This window comes from Halobacterium bonnevillei, from assembly GCF_009831555.1.
GTDB classification, from domain to species: Archaea; Halobacteriota; Halobacteria; order Halobacteriales; family Halobacteriaceae; genus Halobacterium; species Halobacterium bonnevillei.
In genome coordinates this window covers 1-1,922 of sequence record NZ_WUUU01000297.1, presented here as the reverse complement: position 1 = coordinate 1,922, position 1,922 = coordinate 1, and the positions used below count along the sequence as shown (strand labels likewise).

Sequence of the window (1,922 nt, the reverse complement as noted above, 5' to 3'; positions counted from 1 at the left end):
CGGGGCCCGCGGCCGCCGAATCGGGGTCGGCGTCGCGGCCCGCCTGCAGGGTGCGGACTTCCGTATTCTCCGTGGTGACCTTCTCGGCGCCACACCGCAGACACTCCGTGAGCTCGCGCTCAGTCACGACCACCTCGTTGCCGCGCTCCTCGCGGTCCCGCTCGACGAACGAATCCCCGTAGTCGTGTCCGAGCAGGGAACACCTGAGACCCATTAGCACGTCAGTATCCGAGCCAGTGGCAAAAGACTACCGCTCGGGGATACGGATAAGACGCCGGCGTACGTCGGTCGTCGTATGCAGGCAAAGCCCGAGTATCGCGACCGGGGGGAGACGGAGGTGGCGGTGCTCGACGCCCTCGTCGAACGACCCAGCGAGGGGATGACGGTCTTCGAGTTGCGCTCCCACGTCGACGCGTCCATCGACGACCTGGAGGACGCGCTCGGCAGCCTGAAAGCCGACGGCCTCATCGACGCCGAAGAGAACGGCGGCCGCACCGTGTTTCTCGTCGACGAGCGCGTCATCCCCGACGGCAACGAGCAGGCGGAGGAACCGTCCTGGCTGGACGCCATCCGCCGGCGAATCGGCCTCTGACCGAGACGTACGGCCCGCCGCGACCGGACTCCACCACACGGCGAACCCAGTCGCTGCCTACTGCACGCCCTGAACGTCCCCATCGTGCGTCCGGGTAGCCGCCGTCGAGCCGGTGGTGATGCGGTGGGTTTACCCCGGTGACCGCCCGATTGTGGGGCAATGACAGTCGTCAGGGACCGCCACGAGGACCACGGCGCGTCGTTCAGCGAGATTGCCGGCCGCGCGCTCCCCGAGGACTACGGCCGCCCCGCCCGCACGCACCGCGCGGTGCGCAACGGCGTCGGCGTCACCGAGCACGCCTTCGACGTCCTGGTCGTCGAGGGCGAGGACCGCCACGACTTCGTCGACGACACGGTGACGAACCGCGTCCCGACCGGGGACGGCGAGGGCGCGTACGCGCTCCTGCTGGACCCGCAGGGCCGGATTCGCGTGGACTGCTACGCGTTCGCGACCGGCGACAGCCTCCTCCTATTCCTGCCCGCCGGGGAGGGCGAGCGCATCGCCGAGGAGTGGCGCGAGCGCACGTTCGTTCAAGATGTGGACATCACCTACGCCACGGACGAGTTCGGGGTGTTCGGCGTCCACGGGCCGAAGGCCACGGAGAAGATCGCCAGCACGCTCGGCGGCGACAGCCCCCCGGAGGACGCGCTGACGTTCGTGCGCGGCGAGATGGAGGAGGGCGTCACTGTCGTCCGCGACGACAACCTCGCGGGCGAGGAGGGCTACGTCGTCGTCTGCGGCGCCGACGACGCCGACCCGGTCTTCGAGACGCTGCTGATTCGCGGGCTGAACGCCGTCCCGTTCGGCCAGCGGACCTGGTCGACGCTCACGCTGGAGGCCGGCACGCCGCTGTTCGAGACCGAACTCGCCGACCGCGTCCCGAACGTGCTCGGCCTCGACAACGCCGTCGACTACGAGAAGGGGTGTTTCGTCGGCCAGGAAGTCGTCTCCAAGGTACGGAACCGGGGGCAGCCGAGCGGTCGCCTCGTCGGCATCGAACTCGCGGAGAACGCATCCCTTCCGGGCGCGGGGGCTGCCGTATCCAGGGACGGGGACAGCGTCGGCGAGGTCACCCGCGCCGCAGTGAGTCCGATGCGCGAGCAGGGAGTCGCGCTCGCAGTCGTCGACTACGACGTCGAGGTCGGCGACGTGACCGTCGAGACTGCGGACGGCGACGTCGACGGCGAACTCGCGGCCCTGCCGTTCGTGGCGGGCGGCGAACGATCGGCGCGGCTGCCCGAGTACTGATTGTCAGGAGTCCGGCGCGAGCGACCGGCGGTCGACGCCGCCGTCGCCGCCGCGGACGAGCGCGACGAGGTCACCGGGGGTT

General features: G+C 70.2%; 3 protein-coding genes. 2 read left to right on the top strand and 1 reads right to left on the bottom strand.

The annotated features are described in order from the left end of the window. The coding region (locus GRX66_RS18565; RefSeq protein ID WP_449271478.1) for a DUF7093 family protein at window positions 1–214 on the bottom strand (214 nt) is incomplete at its 3' end. An 81-nt stretch (window positions 215–295) separates the two neighbouring features. Between GRX66_RS18565 and GRX66_RS18560 the strand changes: the two genes are divergently transcribed. Both GRX66_RS18560 and ygfZ read left to right on the top strand, forming a co-directional pair. After that, a complete protein-coding gene (locus GRX66_RS18560; RefSeq protein ID WP_159527798.1) occupies window positions 296–592 on the top strand; it encodes a DUF6432 family protein in 297 nt (98 codons plus the stop codon). 159 nt (window positions 593–751) lie between these two features. Beyond that, the gene (gene ygfZ, locus GRX66_RS18555; RefSeq protein ID WP_159527797.1) at window positions 752–1,840 is read left to right on the top strand and encodes a CAF17-like 4Fe-4S cluster assembly/insertion protein YgfZ; all 1,089 of its coding nucleotides are present in this window, start codon (window positions 752–754) and stop codon (window positions 1,838–1,840) included. The last annotated feature ends 82 nt before the right edge of the window (window positions 1,841–1,922 follow it).

What these genes read in the sequence shown, in the direction of transcription:
- GRX66_RS18560 (WP_159527798.1), top strand. Translation starts at nt 296, where the DNA reads ATGCAGGCAAAGCCCGAGTATCGCGACCGGGGGGAGACGGAGGTGGCG.
- ygfZ (WP_159527797.1), top strand. Translation starts at nt 752, where the DNA reads ATGACAGTCGTCAGGGACCGCCACGAGGACCACGGCGCGTCGTTCAGC.